Here is a 16,577-nt window from a genome sequence, read left to right as displayed (position 1 = left end):
CCTTGTTACTGCTTGTTGACGCGCCGCAGTTCATCGTAGATGAACAGGATCGCTCCCAGAGAGATGGCCATATCGGCGATGTTAAAGGCCGGGAAGTGGCCCAGGCTGCCGAAGTGGAAATCGAGGAAGTCGATTACGTGGCCGTAGGCCATGCGGTCGATCACGTTGCCGACCGCGCCGCCCATGATCAGCGCCAGCGCCCAGCAGAACAGGCGCTGGCCCGCGTGCTTGCGCAGCAGGTAGACAATGAAGCCTACCGCCACGATGCCGATGGCGGTGAAGAAGTAGCGCTGCCAGCCGCTTTCGTTGGACAGGAAGCTGAAGGCGGCGCCGCGGTTATAGGCCAGCACCAGGTTGAAGAACGAGGTGACGACCCGCTCCTCGCCATACACGAACAGTTTTTCGATGGTGATCTTGGTGATCTGGTCGAGCAGGATGACGATGGCCGCGATTCCCAGCCATGGTGCGAGGCTGGAGCGCGAGTGCGAGGAGGAGAACGTGGTCGTTTTTTTGGTGGCCATTGGTCGTCTTGTGGTGGATTATGCGAACGCGCGCTTTTCGCCGCTGCCGAACAGGTTGCCGTAGCACCGGCCGCACAGGCCGGCGTGGTCGGCGTGGGTACCGACGTCGGCGCGGTAGTGCCAGCAGCGCTCGCACTTGGCCGCTTCGGACGGCGTCACCGTGACGGCTTCATCGGCGTCGCCGGCCACTTCCTCGACCTTCGCAGCGGAGGTGATGAAGACGAACTTCAGGTCGTCGTCCAGGCTTGCCAGCGCCTTGTACTTGTCGCCGCTGGCCTTGATCGCCAGTTCCGCCTGCAGCGACGAGCCGATGGCGCCCGAGCCGCGCACTTCTTCCAGCTGCTTGGTCACTTCGGCGCGCACTTCGCGCAGGGTGGCGTACTTGGCCAGCAGGGTGGCGGCGTCCGGCACCTCCGGCAGGTTCCACGAGGTCTGCGTGAAGATGGTTTCGTCGCTGTCCTTGTATGCCTGTTCGCCGGCGAACACCGCCCATGCTTCTTCCGCGGTGAACGACAGCATCGGCGCCATCAGGCGCAGCAGGCTTTGCGTGATGTGCCACAGCGCGGTCTGGGCCGAGCGGCGGGCATGCGAGTCGATGCCGGTGGTGTACAGGCGGTCCTTCAGGATGTCGAGGTAGAAGCCGCCCAGGTCTTCCGAGCAGTAGTTCTGCAGGCGCGCGACGACCGGGTGGAACTCGAACGATTCGTAGTGCTTGCCGATGTCGGCCTGCAGCACCGCCATGCTGGCGATGGCGTAGCGGTCGATCTCGAGCATCTCGGAAACCGGCACCGCGTTTTTCACGGCGTCGAAGTCGGAGGTGTTCGCCAGCAGGAAGCGCAGGGTGTTGCGGATGCGGCGGTACGATTCGGTCACGCGCTTGAGGATCTCGTCGCCGATAGACAGTTCGCCGGTGTAGTCGGTCGAGGCCACCCACAGGCGCAGGATGTCGGCGCCGAGGGTGTCGGAGATCTTCTGCGGCGCCAGCGTGTTACCGAGCGACTTGGACATCTTCTTGCCTTCGGCGTCGACGGTGAAGCCGTGGGTCAGCAGCGCCTTGTATGGCGGCTGGCCGTTGAGCATCGAGGACGTCAGCAGCGAGGAGTGGAACCAGCCGCGGTGCTGGTCCGAGCCTTCAAGGTACAGGTCGGCCGGGAACTGCGACTGGGCCCCATGCGAGCCGCGCAGCACGGTCTGGTGCGTGGTACCGGAGTCGAACCACACGTCCAGCGTGTCCTTGTTCTTGATGTACATATCGGCGTCCGCGCCGGCCAGGAAGTCCTTCGGCTCGACGCGCAGCCAGGCGTCGATGCCTTCCTTTTCGATCAGCTGGGCGACCTTTTCCAGCAGCGCCGGGGTATCCGGGTGCAGCTCGCCGGTTTCCTTGTGGATGAAGAAGGCCATCGGCACGCCCCACTGGCGCTGGCGCGACAGGGTCCAGTCGGGACGGTTGGCGATCATGCCATGCAGGCGCGCCTGGCCCCAGTCAGGGAAGAACTGGGTCTTGGCGATGCCTTCGAGCGCGGTTTCGCGCAGCGACTTGCCGCCTTCTTTTGGAGTGATGTCCATGCCGGCGAACCACTGCGAGGTGGCGCGGTAGACGATCGGGGTCTTGTGGCGCCAGCAGTGCATGTAGCTGTGGTCGAACATCTTCAGTTCGAACAGGGCGCCGGCTTCGGTCAGCGCATTGCAGATCGGCTTGGAGGCTTCCCAGATCGTCATGCCGCCGAACAGCGGCAGGGTCGAGGCGAAGCGGCCGTCGCCCATCACCGGGGTCAGGATCTCGTCGTCGTTCATGCCGTGCGCCTTGCACGAGATGAAGTCGTCCTGGCCGTAGGCTGGCGCGGAGTGGACCACGCCGGTGCCGCTTTCGGTGGTGACGTAGTCGGCCAGGTACATCGGCGAGCGGCGGTCGTAGAACTTTGCTGCGGCGTGCAGCGGGTGCTTGAACTCGATGCCGCCCAGCTTTTCGCCCAGGGTTTCGGCGGCGATGCGGCCTTCCAGCTTGTAGCGCTGCAGGCAGGATTCGACCAGGTCTTTTGCCAGGATCAGCAGCAGCGGCTTGCCGTCGCGGGTCGTTTCGACCAGCGCGTAGGTGATTTCCGGGTTGACGTTGAGCGCCTGGTTGGACGGGATGGTCCACGGGGTGGTGGTCCAGATCACGATGAAGCCGTCGCCCGCCGGCAGGGCAGGCAGGCCGAAGGCGGCCGCCAGCTTTTCAGGTTCGGCGAACGGGAAGCCGACGTCGATCGCCGGGTCGCGCTTGTCCTGGTATTCCACTTCCGCTTCGGCCAGCGCCGAGCCGCAGTCGAAGCACCAGTTGACCGGCTTCAGGCCGCGGTAGACATAGCCCTTTTCGAGCATCTTGCCGAGCGAGCGCAGTTCGTCCGCCTCGTTGCGGAAGGCCATCGTCATGTACGGGTTGTCCCACTCGCCCAGCACGCCGAGGCGGATGAAATCCTTGCGCTGGCGGTCGATCTGCTCGTGCGCGTAGGCGCGCGCCTTGGTCAGGACGTCGGCGGTCGGCAGGTTCTTTCCGTACTGTTTTTCGATCTGGATTTCGATCGGCATGCCGTGGCAATCCCAGCCCGGCACGTAAGGCGCGTCGAAGCCGGCGATGGTGCGCGACTTGATGACCATGTCCTTCAGGATCTTGTTGACCGCGTGGCCGAGGTGGATGTCGCCGTTGGCGTACGGAGGACCGTCGTGCAGCACGAACATCGGGCGGCCCTTGGCGGCCTTGCGCACGCGCTCGTAGACTTTCTTGTCCTGCCACTGCTTGACCCAGCCCGGCTCGCGCTTGGCGAGGTCGCCGCGCATCGGGAACGGGGTGTCGGTCATGTTGACCGGGTATTTGCTTTCAGGTTTCTTGGCGCCCTTCGGGGCTTGCGTGTTCTGTGCTGGCTTGCTGGTATCGGACATGTTTTTCTTCAATCGTGTGTATGCGGTTTCGGGGAGTCTTGCTGGCCGCGGCGCGGCGAGAAGTCCCGCTCAAATTCGGTCGGTGGCGGTGAGGGCGCCGGCGCGTTGCGCGAAGTAGTCGCGCGCCTGGCTGGTGTCGCGCGCGATGGCGGCGGTGAGCGTGGCGAGGTCGTCGAACTTTTCCTCGTCGCGGATTTTGTCGAGGAACTCGACCCGAACCAGCTTGCCGTAGCAGGATTCGGCGTAGTCGAACAGGTGCACCTCGAGCAGCACGCGGCCGCTGTCGTCCACGGTCGGGCGCACGCCAAGGCTGGCGACGGCGGGCAGCGGGTGCGCGGCCAGGCCATGCACCTGCACCACGAAGATGCCGGACAGGGTGGGGCGGTGGGCGACGCGCAGGTTCAGGGTTGGGAAGCCGAGCGTGCGGCCCAGCTTCTGGCCGTGGATCACGTGGCCGGACATGTAGTAGGAGTGGCCGAGCAGCTGGCGCGCCGTATCGAGCTCGCCCGCGGCCAGCGCGCTGCGTACGGCCGACGACGAGATGCGGTGGTCGCCATGCATCACGGTGGGCAGGGTCTCGACTTCGAAGCCGTGGCGGCGGCCTGCTTCCTTCAGCATCTCGACATTGCCGGCGCGTTTGGCGCCGTAGCAGAAGTCCTCGCCGATCATCAGCCACTTCACGTGCAGGCCGTCGACCAGCACGCGGCTGGTGAAGTCTTCCGGCGTGATCGATGCAAAGTGGGCGTTGAAGTGTTCGACGATGACGCGGTCGATGCCGGCGTTCTCCAGCGATTCGAGCTTGTCGCGCAGGTTGGCGATGCGTTTCGGCGCCTTGGAGACGTCACCCATGCGTTCGGCGAAGAACTCGCGCGGATGGGGTTCGAAGGTCATCACGGCCGCTTCGATGCCGAGGCGGGACGCGGCAGCGCGCACGCGCGCCAACAATGCCTGGTGGCCGCGGTGGACACCGTCAAAGTTGCCGATCGTGAGAGCACAGGGGGCGCGCGCCCTGTCGTTGGGAAGTCCGCGAAATACCTTCATTGTTCCTGGGGCCGGAAAACTGGTGCTAAATAGTGGATTATACGGTCAAGTTGCGCGTTGCACATCCCAAGGGGCCAGCGTGGGCCTTTGGGCAATAAAAAAGCGCTGCCGGCTTTCGCGGGCAGCGCTTCCCTGATACGGTTTTCCGGATCGGTTACAGCGACATCGCGTAGTAGCGGGCGACGTCGGCGGCGCCTTCCTTGCCGCCAACCGAACGGAAGGCCGAGATCGCTTGCGACTTCTTGCCGGCCGTGGCGTAAGCCTGGCCCAGGCGCAGCTTGGCGTCGTCCGGACGCTTCAGGTCGCCGGCCTTGATGGCAGCTTCCATCATCGCCAGGCCCTTGGCGGTATCGCCAGCCTGTACCAGTGCGTAGCCCAGGGCAACCAGGCCGTCCTTGTCGCCAGCCTTGACCAGCTCGGCTTCCTGCGCCGCTGCCTTGGTCTTGGTCTCGGCCAGGTTCTTCTCGGCCAGGTCCTTCAGGCGCTGGTGACGGGCGGCATCGGGGCCGACACCCAGGATGCCTTCCTTGTAGCCGCGGTTGATGACCTTGACGCCTTCGCCGGCCGCGCCGTCACGCAGGACCAGCTGGGACAGTTCCATGTAGTCGTTCGGCTTTTTCAGCATGTTGTGCTGCATGCGCAGGCGCAGGACGTCGATCGACAGGCGCTGCGAGAAGCCGGGCTTGGCCGAAATGCCGTTCAGCAGGATCAGCCAGTAGCTTTCCTTCGGATAGTGGGCAGCCAGCTTTTCGACGGTGTTCATGTAGCCGGCCTTGTCGCCCGACTTGTTCTGGATGCTCGACAGCATTTGCAGCTGGTCTTCAGGCGGTACGCGGCCCGATTTCTCGTAGGAGCGCATCTCGGCCTGCAGCAGGCGGGTGGCGTCGCCGGTCTTGCCCATCGAGATCAGGTTCTGGATCAGGTAGGCGCGCAGCTTCGGATCTTCGCGGTCCTTCAGCTGGCGTTCGATCGCGGCGTTGGCCTTGCCGAAGTCGCGGGCGCGCATGTAGATGCCGATCAGGCCTTCGGAGAATTGCGCTTTTTCGGCGCCGGACAGCTTGCCCGAGGCGATCAGGCTTTCGAACGCCTTGGCGGCGGTGTCGTAGTCGCCGGCGGACGAGGCCGCAGCAGCGCGCACGCGCTCGATCAGGTAGTTCTCGTTCGGGGTCTTGCCGCCGACGTTGTCGAGCTTGTGCAGCTCGGCGAGGGCGCCTTTGGCGTTGCCCGACTTCATCATCTTCTGGGCGTTTTGCAGCGGGCCGCCGATTTCAGGGCGTACCGTTTCAGCGGCATGGGCGACGGACAGTCCGATGACTGGGCTTGCCGCGGTAAAACCGAGTGCGGCCAGGACGAGGCCGAGGTGCGCGATGCGGGATTTGATCATTGGTTTTCTTTCAATCAAAAGCGAAACAGCAGGGAATCCCTGCTGTTTCTCACAGGAACCCCTGCGTGGTACGTCAAACAAACGATAGCGGCTTACTGGAACTGCTCGTTGCCGACCATGCCGATCTTGGTTACACCAAGACGCTGGGCAGAGGCCATGACACCGGCGACAGACTTGTATGCCACCAACTTATTAGGACGCAGATGCACTTCCGGCTGGTCGGCCATCGCCGCGACCGAAGCAAGCTTCGATTCCAGCGTAGCACGATCTGGAACAACCTGGCCATCCCACAGGATAGTGCCATCGAAGTCGACGTCGATGGTAACGACGACCGGCTTGATGTTGCTTGGCGGTGGGGTGCCAACTGGCATGTTCAGATTGACCGAGTGGTTTTGCTTCGGAATCGTGATGATCAACATGATAATCAAGACCAACATAACGTCGATCAAGGGGGTCATGTTCATTTCCATCATTGGTTCCGGATCGCCACCAGCTTTTGGAGAACCGACACTCATACTCATAATGTTTCCTTCATCAATGTTGGGACTTCACCGTGCCGGGCTGCCCTGTAGGCAGGTCCGGCGCGGAGGAAGGGGAATTAACGGCCGCCAGTTTTATCTGGTGGTTCGGTAATGAACCCAACCTTCTGAATCCCAGCACGCTGTGCCGTGTAGATCACCTTGCCGACAAATTCGTAGCGGGTATCCTGGTCGCCACGAATGTGTACTTCCGGCTGAGGAAGCTTGACCGATTCCTGCTTCAGGAATTCGAACAGCTCCGTGGTGTCAGCCAGGCGCTTCTGGTTGAAATACATGTCGCCATCTTTGTTAACAACGATGTTGACGTTAGTAGGTTTACTTTTCAGTGCCTGGTTGGTTTCCTTCGGCAGCTCAACCTTCTGCAGCTTCAGTACCACCGGGCTCGTAATCAGGAAGATGATGAGCAGAACCAACATAATGTCGACGAGCGGCGTCGTGTTGATCTCTGACATCACTGCATCTTCTTCTCCGGTATCGGAGCCGACGCTCATTGACATGATTTACCCAATCTTTTTAGCACCAGCAGCACGACCTGCTTCGCTGGTGGACATTGCGCCCGAGATCAGTACCGAGTGCACGTCTGCGCTGAAGGAACGAACATCTTCCATTGCCGACTTGTTGCGGCGAACCAGCCAGTTGTAGCCCAGAACCGCTGGAACTGCAACGAACAGACCGAAGGCGGTCATGATCAGTGCTTCACCAACTGGACCTGCAACCTTGTCGATCGACGCGTTACCGGACATGCCGATGGCGGTCAGTGCGTTGTAGATGCCCCAAACGGTACCGAACAGACCGATGAACGGTGCGGTCGAACCAACGGTTGCCAGGAACGACAGGCCGTCTTGCAGGCGCGACTGAACTTTCTCAACAGCGCGCTGGATCGACATCGTCACCCAGGTCGACAGGTCGATCTGCTCGAGCAGGGCGCCGTCGTGGTGTGCGGTTGCCTTGGTGCCGGTTTCAGCGATGAAGCGGAACGGGCTGCCTTCTTTCAGCTGGGCCGAACCAGCGGCGATCGACGAAGCTTTCCAGAACTTGGCCTGGGTTTCTTTCGACTGCTTCATGATCTTGGCCTGGTCGATCAGCTTGGTGATCAGGATGTACCACGAACCCATCGACATCAGCGACAGGATGATCAGGGTGCCTTTCGAAACGAAGTCGCCTTCTTCCCACAGGGCTTCGATGCCGTATGGGTTCTTGACTTCTTCTTTTTCGCCAGGAGTGACTTCAGCTGCTGCTGGAGCTGCTGCGTCGGCTGCAGGAGCTGCTGCATCGGCTGCAGGAGCTTCAGCCGCTGGAGCTGCCGCTTCAGTTGCTGGTGCTGCAGGCGCGTCCGCGAACGCTGGTGCGGATACCAGCGCGCCGGCTGCTGTGATCGAGAACAGGACAGCCGCGAGCAGAGCGGACAAACGGGTATTCTTAAACATGCTTCCTCCAAAATTTAAAATAATCAGTTCGCTGAACGTAACGACAACGAAAATCACAGTGTTGAGACCGAGGTCTCGGTTTTTATTCCAGCGTCCAGACGTATTGCATTGTCATCCAAGCTTGTTCCGGTTTGCCGTCATTCATACCTGGCTTAAACTTGCATTTGGAAATGCCGGTTACAGCCGCCCTGTCCAGATCGCGGAAGCCGCTCGACTTGACGATCTTGGAATCTGCCACACGACCATCGACGCCGATCAGGAACTGCAGGGTAACGGTGCCGGTTTCTTCGTTGCGCAGGGAGGCTTTAGGCCACTCTGGTTTTGCGCAAGTGCTGAAATCGGCAACCGCTGCGATGCGAGCTGGTCCGGCGGTTTTGGCTACAGGCGCGGCTGGTGCTGGCGGCGCCGGTGGGGCAAGCTCGTTGGTCGCCGGCTTCACGTTCGTCGCTTGCGAGATCGTGTTCTGTACCGGCGGAGGCTGCTGCACGTTCACTTCGACCGGCGGGATGAATGGAGGCGGCGGGGCCTTCATTTCCGGCGGTGGTGGCGGCGGCGGCGCTTCCGGTGGTGGCGGAGGCGCTACCTCTTCAATAATTTTTGTCTCCACGGCTTCGGCCATCTTAGTGACCATCCGGGTCCCCAGACCGCTGACGATGCCCCAAGCCACCAATGCGTGGAGGAGGACAACGACCGCGATGCCAGTGACATTCTTACCGGGGTCCTTTTCATGCGAAAAATTCATGCCTGCTTTCTCCAATACCAACTCTTTTTTGTTGCTACCAAACCCACAAAACACGACAAAAGCTTGAGCCGCATCCGGGACATCAAAGAATTATACCTACGAATTCTTTTTTTCACATATGTTTTTGCACCCCCAAAACGAGGAGATTTGGGCTGTACGGCGGGGGCCGCTGGCGGGAAGCTTATAAATTATAACGAATCGCTGGCTTGCCTCGCTATGGAATGGCCGTCGGATGTTTCTGGCGTGGAAAATTTGCATTCGATGCGGTTGTGAAAAATATTGATTCGTGTCAATTTAAAATATGCAAATATTGTTCTGACGGGTTTATTCGCGTCCGTAAATATAGCCAAATCCGGCGAACGGGGGCGTTCGTTTGAAATGGCGAAAGGGAGGGGCGGCGGGGTGGGAAAAGGGGTGCCGGGTATGAGTAAACGGCATACCCGGACCACTACTCACTATGGAGTGTCAATACTCGCGCTGGCGTTTCTCGCGCTTGACTTCCAGCGAACTGACCACATGTCCGGTGGGGTCGACCGTCTCGAGCCGGACGTCGAAACCCCACAGGCGGGCCACGTGGCGCAGCACTTCCTGGGCCTGCTGGTTCAGCGGGCGGCGCTGGAACTGGGTATGGCGCAGGGTCAGCGCACGGTCGTCCCGTGTATTAACCTGCCATACCTGGATGTTCGGCTCGCGGTTGCCGAGGTTGTACTGTTCGGCCAGCTGGCGCCGCACGTAGCGGTAGCCGCTCTCGTCGTGGATGGCCGACACCGTCAGCTTCTCGTGCTTGTCGTCGTCGAGCACGGCGAAGAAGTGGAAGTCGCGGATCAGCTTGGGCGACAGGTACTGGGCGATGAAGCTCTCGTCCTTGAAATTGCGCATCGCGAAGTCGAGCGTCTTTTGCCAGTCGCTGCCGGCGATATCCGGGAACCATTCGCGGTCCTCGGGCGTCGGGTCTTCGCAGATGCGCCGTATGTCGCTCATCATGGCGAAGCCCAGCGCATACGGGTTGATGCCGCTGTAGTGCGGGCTGGTGGCGGGCGGCTGGTAGACGACGTTGGTATGGCTCTGCAGGAATTCCAGCATGAAGCCTTCGCCGACCACCCCCTCTTTATATAGTTCCTGCAAAATCGTGTAGTGCCAGAAGGTGGCCCAGCCCTCGTTCATCACCTGGGTCTGGCGCTGCGGGTAGAAGTACTGCGAGATCTTGCGCGTGATGCGCACCAGCTCGCGCTGCCAGGGTTCCAGCAGCGGCGCATATTTCTCGATGAAGTACAGCAGGTTTTCCTCGGGCTCGGGCGGGAAGCGCGGAATCGCCTCGTTGGCGACTTCCTCGTCGCGCCGCGGCACCGTGCGCCACAGGGCGTTGACCTGGGACTGGGCGTATTCTTCGCGTTCCTTCTGGCGCGCGTTTTCCTGCGCCATCGACAGCTTGGCCGGGCGCTTGTAGCGGTCGACCCCGTAATTCTGCAGGGCATGGCAGGAATCGAGCAGCAGCTCGACCGCGTCGATGCCGTGGCGCCGCTCGCACTCGGCGATGTAGTTCTTGGCAAACACCATGTAGTCGACGATGGCGTCGGCGTCGGTCCAGGTGCGGAACAGGTAGTTGCCCTTGAAGAAGGAGTTGTGGCCGTAGGCGGCGTGGGCGATCACCAGCGCCTGCATGGTCAGGCTGTTTTCCTCCATCAGGTAGGCGATGCAGGGATTCGAGTTGATGACGATTTCATATGCCAGGCCCATCTGGCCGCGCTTGTAGCTTTTTTCCGTGGTCAGGAAATGCTTGCCGAACGACCAGTGGTTGTACGACACGGGCATGCCGACCGAGGTGTAGGCGTCCATCATCTGCTCGGCGGTGATGATCTCGAGCTGGTTGGGATAGGTGTCGAGCCCGAACTTGCTGGCGACCCGGCGGATTTCCTCGTGCGCGTGTTCGATCAGGTCGAAGGTCCACTCCGACTGCTCGGGCAGCGCGCGCGGGTGTTTCGGTTCTCGTGGCATTGCGGCGTTCATGCTATTTCACCTGCTTCTTGAACAGTTCGCGGAACACCGGATAGATGTCGGCCGGCGTGACGATCTTCTGCATCGCGAAGTTGCGGTGGTGGTCCGCGACTTCGGTATATTGCTCCCACAGGTTTTGCTGCGGGCCATCGGTGATCTCCACATAAGTGTAGTACTGAACTTCCGGCATGATGGTGTTATTTAACAGCTGCTTACACAGCACCGAATCGTTGTCCCAGTTGTCGCCGTCCGACGCCTGCGCCACGTAGCTGTTCCAGTCGCCGTTGGAGTAGCGCTCGCCGATGATCTTCTGCAGCAGGTGCAGCGCCGACGACACCACCGTGCCGCCCGACTCGCGCGAATGGAAGAACTCGTTCTCGTCGACCTCGGCCGCGGCGGTATGGTGGCGGATGAACACCACGTCGATCTTGTCGTAGGCGCGCTTGAGGAACAGGTAGAGCAGGATGAAGAAGCGCTTGGCGGTATCCTTGCGGCCTTCGTCCATGGAGCCCGACACGTCCATGATGCAGAACATCACGGCCTGGGTGCTCGGCTTGGGCACCTTGATGCGGTTGCTGTAGCGCAGGTCGAACGGGTCGATGAAGGGGATCGCCAGCAGGCGCAAGTTCAGGCGGTGGATCTCCTGCTTCAGCTCGAGCACCCGCGGGTCGGTTTCGGACACGCCCTGGTCGAGCAGGCGCTCGACCTCGAACTCGAGCCGCGCCATTTCCTTGCGCGAGCTGCCGCCGACGGCGATGCGCCGCCCCAGTGCCCCGCGCAGCGAGCGCAGCACGTGGATGTTGGACGGCGTGCCCGAGATGTTGTAGCCCGCGCGCTGGTTCCTGAACTCCGGGGTCTTGGTCAGCTGCGTCTTGACCATGTTCGGCAGCTCAAGGTCCTCGAAGAAATAGTTCATGAACTCTTCGCGGGTGAGTTCGAACATGAAGTCGTCCTGGGTGGTCTCCTCGCTGTTGCCGGCGCGGCCGCGGCCGGCGCCGCCTCCGCTGCGCGGCCGGTTGAACTGGTCGCCTTTCTGGTACTCGGTATTGCCGGGGTTGACGGTCTCCCACACGCCGCCGTGGGCGTGGCCGAAATGCGGCTCGCCAACGTCCTTGACGGGGATGGAGACCTTCTCGCCGTTTTCAATGTCGGTAATCGAGCGGCCTTTGATTGCGCGCCCGACGGCATCCTTGATCTGGCTCTTGTAACGCCGTAGGAAGCGCTCCCGGTTGATCGCTGACTTGTTTTTACCTTGCAAGCGTCGGTCGATGAGGTGAGTCAAAGCATGCCTCCTGCTTCAAAAGCGGGGCGGGGCGGCGCATGGCGCCGGCCCCCGCATGCCGCGTTACGACGATTTGCGCACGCGCAGGTACCATTCGCACAGCAGGCGCACCTGCTTGGCAGTATAGCCCTTCTCCACCATGCGCGCGACGAAGTCGGCGTGCTTGTTGGCGTCTTCCGCACTGGCCTTCGCATTGAACGAGATCACTGGCAGCAGCTCCTCTGTGTTCGAGAACATTTTCTTCTCGATCACGGTACGGAACTTCTCGTAGCTGGTCCACGCCGGGTTCTTCCCGCCGTTGGTTGCGCGCGCGCGCAGGCCGAAGTTGACGATCTCGTTGCGGAAATCCTTCGGGTTGGAGATGCCGGCCGGCTTCTCGATCTTTTCCAGTTCGGCGTTCAGGGCTTCGCGGTCGAAGCTCTCGCCGGTGTCCGGATCGCGGAATTCCTGGTCTTGGATCCAGAAATCGGCAAACGTGACGTAGCGGTCGAAGATGTTCTGGCCGTACTCCGAATAGCTTTCGAGGTAGGCGGTCTGGATCTCCTTGCCGATGAAGTCGACATAACGCTGCGCCAGGTGCTCCTTGATATACGAGAAGTAGCGCTGTTCGGTTTCCGGCGCGAACTGCTCGCGCTCGATCTGCTGCTCGAGCACGTACAGCAGGTGCACCGGATTGGCCGCCACCTCGGTGTTGTCGAAGTTAAAGACCTTGGACAGGATCTTGAAGGCGAAGCGGGTCGACAAGCCGTTCATGCCTTCGTCCACGCCGGCGTAATCGACGTATTCGTGGATCGACTTGGCTTTCGGGTCGGTGTCCTTCAGGTTTTCGCCGTCGTAGACCAGCATCTTGGAGAAGATGCTCGAGTTTTCCGGGTCCTTCAGGCGCGACAGGATCGCGAACTGCGCCATCATCTTCATCGTTCCGGGCGCGCACGGCGCCTTGTCGAGCGAGGAATTGCGGATCAGTTTCTCGTAGATGTGGATCTCGTCCGACACCCGCAGGCAGTAGGGCACCTTGACGATGTAGATACGGTCGAGGAAAGCCTCGTTGTTGCGGTTGTTGCGGAAGGTCTTCCATTCCGATTCGTTCGAGTGGGCCAGCACGATGCCCTCGAACGGGATCGCGCCGAAGCCCTCGGTGCCCTTGTAGTTGCTTTCCTGGGTGGCCGTCAGCAGCGGGTGCAGCACCTTGATCGGCGCCTTGAACATCTCGACGAATTCCATCAGGCCCTGGTTGCCGAGGCACAAGCCGCCCGAATAGCTGTAGGCGTCCGGATCGTCCTGGGCGTAGTCTTCGAGCTTGCGGATGTCGACCTTGCCGACCAGCGAGGAAATGTCCTGGTTGTTCTCGTCGCCCGGCTCGGTTTTCGAGATGGCGACCTGCCTGAGCACCGAGGGGTAGCGCTTGACCACGCGGAACTTGTTGATGTCGCCGTTGAACTCGTGCAGGCGCTTGACCGCCCACGGGCTCGGGATGGTGCGCAGGTAGCGGCGCGGGATGCCGTAGTCTTCTTCGAGGATGACGCCGTCCTCTTCCTCGTTGAACAGGCCGAGCGGCGATTCGTTCACCGGCGAACCTTTCAGGCAGTAGAACGGCACCTGTTCCATCAGCTGCTTGAGTTTTTCGGCGATCGACGACTTGCCGCCGCCGACGGGGCCGAGCAGGTAGAGGATCTGCTTGCGCTCTTCCAGCCCTTGCGCCGCGTGGCGGAAGTAGGACACCACTTGCTCGATCACTTCTTCCATGCCGTAGAAGTCCTTGAAGGCAGGGTAGAGCTTGATGACCTTGTTGGCGAAGATGCGCGACAGGCGGGTGTCGTTACGCGTGTCGACCAGGATAGGCTCGCCGATGGCGGCTAGCATTCGCTCCGGGGCGCTGGCATAGGTCATTGGATCTTTTTTGCACAGAGCCAAGTACTCGGTGAGGGAATATTCCTCCTCGCGGGTACGTTCGTAGCGAGCTGCGTAGTTGTCAAAAATGGTCATTTGAATGTCCTTTAATGTGCTTACACTGATCACTGTTTGGCAGCCGTCAAACGGCGTGCAGTCCAGGCCTACTTCTTGGCGCAGACGCGGCGTCCCGACTCCTGCGGCTCTCCTTCCTTTGGCTCGTCGCGGCCCTTTGCTGTGTCAACGCACGTTGAGCAGAAATGGATGACGAAAATTATTTTTGTGTCCGGAATCTCCGGTTGTTTGCGGCGCATAGGAAGTCGCGAGAACGGGCTTCTTACGCCTGTGAAATTTATTATGTGCCTAATGGTAGTCGAAGTCAAAGCAATGTCGCGTTGTGTTATAAGTCATTGATTTTTAACGACAAATGATGATCCTGCTTAGTCCATTTTACGCTTCTTTGCACCGTCTTCATATGGCCCCGTACCCCTGCACAATCAAGTGCTTTTTTGGCCCGGAAAGAGTGCATCGCGTTCATAAATCCCTGATTGGATAGTGCACGATATGGCCGGGCAGCGGCGCACGGAAATGCGTACCGTGCGCACCCCATTTGACACATTTTCCCGAGTGAACTGAAGAGCTCGCGCGGGTGCGCTACACTTCCGGTTGACACACAATTCGACGCCACCAACACCTGGAGAAAAACATGCTGGATGAACGGATGCGGAATATTCTGCAGCAGATGCCGAAGGCCGAATTGCATATACATATCGAGGGCTCGCTGGAGCCGGAGCTGATATTTGCGCTAGCGCAAAGAAATGGTGTTTCCCTGAATTACGCAACGGTCGAGGAGCTGCGCCGGGCGTATGCGTTTACCGACCTCCAGTCCTTCCTCGACATTTATTACGCCGGCGCCAGCGTGCTGCTCGAGGAACAGGATTTCTACGACATGACCGCCGCCTACCTGGCGCGCGCCCATGCCGACAACGTGCGCCACGCCGAGATTTTCTTCGATCCGCAGACCCACACCGCGCGCGGCGTACCGTTCGAAACCGTCATCAACGGCATCTGGCGCGCCTGCCAGGACGGGCCGGTCAGCGCCACCCTGATCATGTGCTTCCTGCGCCACCTGTCCGAGGACGAGGCCATCGCCACGCTGGAAGAGTCGCTGCCGTTCCGCGACAAGTTTATCGGCGTCGGCCTCGACTCGTCCGAACGCGGCCACCCGCCCGCGAAATTCTGCCGCGTGTACGAACGCGCGCGCCAGCTCGGCCTGCACCTAGTGGCGCACGCCGGCGAGGAGGGCCCGCCGGCCTACATCGAAACCGCGCTCGACCTGCTCAACGTCGAACGCATCGACCACGGCGTGCGCTGCCTGGAAGACCCGGAGCTGACGGCGCGCCTGGCGCGCGAGCAGGTCGCGCTGACCGTTTGCCCGCTGTCGAACATCAAGCTGCGCGTGTTCGACCGCATGGACGAGCATAACCTCGCGCGCCTGCTCGACGCGGGGCTGGTGGTGACCATCAATTCCGACGACCCGGCCTACTTCGGCGGCTACATGAACGATAATTTCATCGCCACCTTCGAGGCGCTGCCGCTGGGCGTGGAGCACGCGCGCCAGCTGGCCCGCAACAGCTTCTCGGCCGCCTTCCTCGAAGGCGAGGCGAAGCGCGGCTTCCTCGACCAGGTCGACCGCTTCTTCCAGCAGCACGCAAACACAAACACGAACTGAGAACCACATGCTGATTCAATCCCTGCGCATGACCGCGCGCGACTGGCGCGCGGGCGAACTGCGATTCCTGCTGATTGCCCTGATCGTCGCCGTATCGGCGCTGTCGGCGGTCGGCTTCTTCATCGACCGCATGCGCACGGGCCTCAACCGCGACGCCCACCAGCTGCTGGGCGCCGACCTGCTGATCGCGTCCGACCAGCCGGTCAAGCCGGAATGGCGGGCCGAAGCCGAACGGCGTGGGCTGGTGTTGGCCGATACCGTGAACTTCCCCAGCATGGCGCAGGCTGGCGAGGGCGAGCAGTCGAAGGCGCAGCTGTCGGCCATCAAGGCGGTCACCAAAGGTTATCCGCTGCGCGGCAAGGTCAGGCTCAACACCGACCCGGAGCAGGCCGCCGAAGCGCGCGGCATTGCCACCGACCGCATTCCGGAACGCGGCACGGTGTGGGTCGACCCGGCGATCCTGACCATGCTGGGCGCCAAGGTGGGCGGCACCCTCACGCTGGGCGACAAGGATTTCCGGATCGCGCAGGCGATCGCATCCGAACCGGACCGCGGCGCTTCCTTCGTCAATTTCGCCCCGCGCGTGATGCTGGCGATGGACGACTTGGCGGCCACCAAGCTGGTGGACACCGGCTCGCGCGTGACCTGGCGCCTGCAGGTAGCGGCGCGATCGAACAACGACATGGCGGACGTGGCAGCCTACGAAACCTGGCTGAAGGCCCACATCGCCAGCGAAAAAGTCAAGGGCGTGCGTATCGAATCGCTGCAGAACGGCCGGCCCGAAATGCAGTCGACGCTCGACCGCGCCGACCGCTTCCTGTCGCTGGTCGGCCTGCTGACGGCGATGCTGGCCGCGGTGGCGGTGGCGATGGCCGCGCGCCGCTTCATGCTGCGCCACCTCGACGCCTGCGCCATGCTGCGCTGCCTCGGGCTGACGCAAAACCAGGTGACGGTGCTGTACCTGGTCGAATTCACGCTGGTGGGACTGGCCGGCAGCCTGGCCGGGGTGCTGGTGGGCTTCGGCGCGCACTACGTGCTGCTTGAGCTTCTGGGCCAGCTGGTGGCGGCCGACCTGCCGCCGGTGTCCTTGCTACCCGCGCTGCGG

Annotated in this window: 13 protein-coding genes; 2 read left to right on the top strand and 11 right to left on the bottom strand. The window is 61.5% G+C overall.

What is annotated here, in order from left to right; translation table 11 throughout:
• Positions 1 to 5 precede the first annotated feature (5 nt).
• The 11 genes from lspA to D3872_RS17130 form a co-directional block, all read right to left on the bottom strand.
• Positions 6 to 521 carry a signal peptidase II gene (lspA, locus tag D3872_RS17180; RefSeq protein WP_119811954.1) on the bottom strand — a complete coding sequence of 172 codons (516 nt, stop codon included), beginning with the start codon at positions 519 to 521 and terminating at the stop codon, positions 6 to 8.
• An 18-nt stretch (positions 522 to 539) separates the two neighbouring features.
• The gene (gene ileS / locus D3872_RS17175) at positions 540 to 3,440 is read right to left on the bottom strand and encodes an isoleucine--tRNA ligase (protein ID WP_119811953.1); all 2,901 of its coding nucleotides are present in this window, start codon (positions 3,438 to 3,440) and stop codon (positions 540 to 542) included.
• A 69-nt stretch (positions 3,441 to 3,509) separates the two neighbouring features.
• A complete protein-coding gene (locus D3872_RS17170) occupies positions 3,510 to 4,481 on the bottom strand; it encodes a bifunctional riboflavin kinase/FAD synthetase (protein ID WP_119811952.1) in 972 nt (323 codons plus the stop codon).
• Positions 4,482 to 4,635: 154 nt separating this feature from the next.
• Positions 4,636 to 5,865: a tetratricopeptide repeat protein gene (locus D3872_RS17165; RefSeq protein ID WP_119811951.1), complete on the bottom strand. Its 1,230-nt coding sequence runs from the start codon at positions 5,863 to 5,865 to the stop codon at positions 4,636 to 4,638.
• Between the two features lie 92 nt (positions 5,866 to 5,957).
• Complete coding sequence (locus tag D3872_RS17160; RefSeq protein WP_182915843.1) at positions 5,958 to 6,386, bottom strand: ExbD/TolR family protein; 429 nt, start codon at positions 6,384 to 6,386, stop codon at positions 5,958 to 5,960.
• Between the two features lie 77 nt (positions 6,387 to 6,463).
• Positions 6,464 to 6,901 (bottom strand): ExbD/TolR family protein, encoded by a 438-nt coding sequence (locus D3872_RS17155; protein WP_119811950.1) that lies wholly within the window; start codon positions 6,899 to 6,901, stop codon positions 6,464 to 6,466.
• A 3-nt stretch (positions 6,902 to 6,904) separates the two neighbouring features.
• On the bottom strand, positions 6,905 to 7,831 hold the full coding sequence (locus D3872_RS17150) for a MotA/TolQ/ExbB proton channel family protein (protein ID WP_220476954.1): 927 nt from the start codon (positions 7,829 to 7,831) through the stop codon (positions 6,905 to 6,907).
• Between the two features lie 82 nt (positions 7,832 to 7,913).
• Positions 7,914 to 8,573 (bottom strand): energy transducer TonB, encoded by a 660-nt coding sequence (locus tag D3872_RS17145; RefSeq protein WP_119811949.1) that lies wholly within the window; start codon positions 8,571 to 8,573, stop codon positions 7,914 to 7,916.
• Positions 8,574 to 9,038: 465 nt separating this feature from the next.
• Positions 9,039 to 10,568 (bottom strand): SpoVR family protein, encoded by a 1,530-nt coding sequence (locus D3872_RS17140; RefSeq protein ID WP_119811997.1) that lies wholly within the window; start codon positions 10,566 to 10,568, stop codon positions 9,039 to 9,041.
• Between the two features lie 13 nt (positions 10,569 to 10,581).
• Positions 10,582 to 11,850, bottom strand: coding sequence for a YeaH/YhbH family protein (locus D3872_RS17135; RefSeq protein ID WP_119811948.1), 1,269 nt, complete (start codon positions 11,848 to 11,850; stop codon positions 10,582 to 10,584).
• Positions 11,851 to 11,913: 63 nt separating this feature from the next.
• The gene (locus D3872_RS17130; RefSeq protein WP_119811947.1) at positions 11,914 to 13,836 is read right to left on the bottom strand and encodes a PrkA family serine protein kinase; all 1,923 of its coding nucleotides are present in this window, start codon (positions 13,834 to 13,836) and stop codon (positions 11,914 to 11,916) included.
• Positions 13,837 to 14,446: 610 nt separating this feature from the next.
• On the opposite strand from D3872_RS17130, the gene D3872_RS17125 reads away from it, so the two are divergent.
• Complete coding sequence (locus D3872_RS17125; protein WP_119811946.1) at positions 14,447 to 15,472, top strand: adenosine deaminase; 1,026 nt, start codon at positions 14,447 to 14,449, stop codon at positions 15,470 to 15,472.
• 7 nt (positions 15,473 to 15,479) lie between these two features.
• On the top strand, positions 15,480 to 16,577 hold a 1,098-nt coding region (locus D3872_RS17120), incomplete at its 3' end, for an ABC transporter permease (protein WP_119811945.1).

Origin of the sequence: Massilia cavernae (assembly GCF_003590855.1) — a bacterium.
Classification (GTDB): domain Bacteria; phylum Pseudomonadota; class Gammaproteobacteria; order Burkholderiales; family Burkholderiaceae_D; genus Telluria_A; species Telluria_A cavernae.
Note: the sequence above shows the minus strand (reverse complement) of the source record. Positions and strands in the feature narration are given on the sequence as shown.

Coding starts and splice junctions, on each gene's coding strand:
- ileS (WP_119811953.1), bottom strand. CDS start 3,440: ATGTCCGATACCAGCAAGCCAGCACAGAACACGCAAGCCCCGAAGGGC.
- lspA (WP_119811954.1), bottom strand. CDS start 521: ATGGCCACCAAAAAAACGACCACGTTCTCCTCCTCGCACTCGCGCTCC.
- D3872_RS17155 (WP_119811950.1), bottom strand. CDS start 6,901: ATGTCAATGAGCGTCGGCTCCGATACCGGAGAAGAAGATGCAGTGATG.
- D3872_RS17140 (WP_119811997.1), bottom strand. CDS start 10,568: ATGCCACGAGAACCGAAACACCCGCGCGCGCTGCCCGAGCAGTCGGAG.
- D3872_RS17170 (WP_119811952.1), bottom strand. CDS start 4,481: ATGAAGGTATTTCGCGGACTTCCCAACGACAGGGCGCGCGCCCCCTGT.
- D3872_RS17160 (WP_182915843.1), bottom strand. CDS start 6,386: ATGAGTATGAGTGTCGGTTCTCCAAAAGCTGGTGGCGATCCGGAACCA.
- D3872_RS17165 (WP_119811951.1), bottom strand. CDS start 5,865: ATGATCAAATCCCGCATCGCGCACCTCGGCCTCGTCCTGGCCGCACTC.
- D3872_RS17150 (WP_220476954.1), bottom strand. CDS start 7,831: ATGTTTAAGAATACCCGTTTGTCCGCTCTGCTCGCGGCTGTCCTGTTC.
- D3872_RS17130 (WP_119811947.1), bottom strand. CDS start 13,836: ATGACCATTTTTGACAACTACGCAGCTCGCTACGAACGTACCCGCGAG.
- D3872_RS17145 (WP_119811949.1), bottom strand. CDS start 8,573: ATGAATTTTTCGCATGAAAAGGACCCCGGTAAGAATGTCACTGGCATC.
- D3872_RS17125 (WP_119811946.1), top strand. CDS start 14,447: ATGCTGGATGAACGGATGCGGAATATTCTGCAGCAGATGCCGAAGGCC.